1 protein-coding gene is annotated in these 2,542 nt (G+C 32.6%); it reads left to right on the forward strand.

The features are described from left to right. On the forward strand, positions 1-1,529 hold a 1,529-nt coding region (locus ACFIL3_RS09580), incomplete at its 5' end, for a type ISP restriction/modification enzyme (RefSeq protein ID WP_375682167.1). Positions 1,530-2,542 lie beyond the last annotated feature (1,013 nt).

The raw sequence follows: 2,542 nt of genomic DNA on the forward strand, positions 1-2,542 counted from the left end.
GATCTCGAGCCCCTATAGCGATTTCCATTCTCGTAAAAAATCCAAATGCACAACAGCGTGGTAAGATATATTTTCGTAATATTGGAGACTATCTCACGAGGCAAGAAAAGCTTACAATGATTGAATCCCTTGGAAGCATTGATGGTATTACACGGAGTAAACAAGGTTGGCAAATAATTACACCGGATAAGCATGGGGATTGGATAAAGCAACGTGATGACAGTTTTAAAAAATTTTTAGCTATAGGTGTTAAAAAAGGACATGATAAAAAGCTCTTTAAAATTTATTCCTGTGGTCTAAAAACAAACCGTGATGCTTGGGCATATAACTCAAGCTATAAGATTTTAGAAAATAATATGCATAATATGATTACTTTCTATAATAGCGAAGTAGAACGTTTTAATGATGCCTATCCACATGCTGATCATAAAATACGTGCAAATGCTGTAAACAATTTCATCAATGCAGATGAGAGCAAGATTAGCTGGAGCCATAATGTTAAACAAGAATTGGTAAGAGGAAAAATTCTTAAATTCGAAGATGCATGCCTCATGCAAAGTTTATATCGCCCTTTTACACGACAGTGGCTTTATTATAATCGTACTTTCAATGAGAGAGTTTACCAAACGCCGCGTATATTCCCAATGGAGAAAGCGGTTGAAAATAAAATCATACAAGTTACAGGCATAGGAGCAATGGGAGGCTTTTCTGTGCTTATGACTACGGCTCTGCCCGATGTTCAGGTGATAGAAAATGGACAATGCTTTCCACGCTATATTTATGAAGATAGTACGGTCCCAAAAAGTAAAAGAGAGAAACAATCCCATTTATTTACGGATTCTACAGAAGAAAGTAAAACAGTTGGTTTACAGAGGCATGATGCCATTACGGATGAAGGATTAGCACATTTTAAAGCTGCTTATCCTAATGAAAAAATTACTAAGGATGATCTATTCTATTATGTTTACGGTCTACTTCATTCGGAAGATTATCGCTCTCGTTATGCTGATAACCTCTCTAAAGAACTGCCTCGTATCCCGTGTGTAAAGAGTGCTGATGACTTTTGGAAGTTCGTAACAGCAGGGCGTGAACTCGGTCATTTGCACGTGAATTATGAAACTGTAGAGCCTTATCCAGTGACCTTTAAAAAGGGTAATCCAAAAGTTACAGAGATCTCTAATCCCGAAAAATTCTATTACGTGACTGAAATGAAATTTTCTGGGAATAGTAAGGAAAAGGATAAATCGACTGTTTTTTATAACAGCAATATCATCATGACAGATATTCCTCTTGAAGCTTATGAGTATATCGTTAATGGTAAACCCGCTCTTGAATGGGTTATGGAGCGTCAATGTGTAAAGACTGATAAAAAGAGTGGTATTGTGAATGATGCCAATCGCTATGCTGTTGAAACCGTTGGCAACCCTGCTTATCCATTAGAGTTGTTTCAAAGGGTTATTACCGTAAGTTTAAAAACAATGAAGATTGTTAAGAACTTACCAAAATTAGAAATAAGAGAAACTGAATAAGCTTATTAAAGCATGCTCACATAATGAGTGTGATAACCTTACAAGGGGTATAAGGTCTTATAACCATAGTCTATACCTCTCTTGTTAAGTTGATTACATACAATCTTAAAAGGAGTGTTTATATGCGTTATTCTAAAAAGAAGAAACTTGCACTTTTAGATACTCTTATTTAGATTGCTTTAAGATTTTTAAGAAACCCTATCTTAAAGTGAATACGCTTCTTTTACATTGCCTTTAAAAGATTATACCGTAATCTAAAATGATAGCTTTATTGTTATCAGAAGCTTTGTTTAAAGAGAGTTATGTATATTCATTTTCTTATATTACTTATAGGTTTTGAATGTTTCTCAAACCCTCAAAATACCTTCAAAACCCCTTTTTATATATATTACAGATTGTATTTACGTGTTGTGTGTAATATAGGTTGTTTATTTAAAGCATTAACATATTGAAATATAATAACTTTTATTTTTTGATTGAAAAAAATATATAAAGGGGGGTAAAAGGACCCCTCAAAATACTCAAAATCTTCAAAACTCATAACCATAATGGTCTTGATAGCATTTCATATGAGTTACAAGCTATCTTTTGAAAGGCTTTAAAAGATCATATGCTTTTCATAAAGCACATTTTAATCACTCACTAAAATAATCTAATTTGTCAGTTCAATTTACTGACACATAACTGACAAGTTTTAATCAATTCACATCATTGGTTATCTTTAAAGATTGTAATAGTGATATGAGTTATGTTTTTAAAATACTAACCTATTGAAATATAATGTTTTTAATTTTTACTCATAAAAAAAATAATAGAAGGTCTAAAAGGAACTGACAACACTGACACGGTCTATTAAAAGGGATTTTACTGATCTCTATAATGATCAGTTTCTATTGAGATGTTTTCATAAGTGTTTTCATAACAAGCAATAAATCACAATTATCCTATTTATCATTTCTCTTATGAACATGAAAAATGATGCCATGGCTATAAAGAACATAACAACTATAGAG

The organism is Bartonella sp. CE47NXGY (assembly GCF_042195415.1).
Lineage (GTDB): Bacteria > Pseudomonadota > Alphaproteobacteria > Rhizobiales > Rhizobiaceae > Bartonella.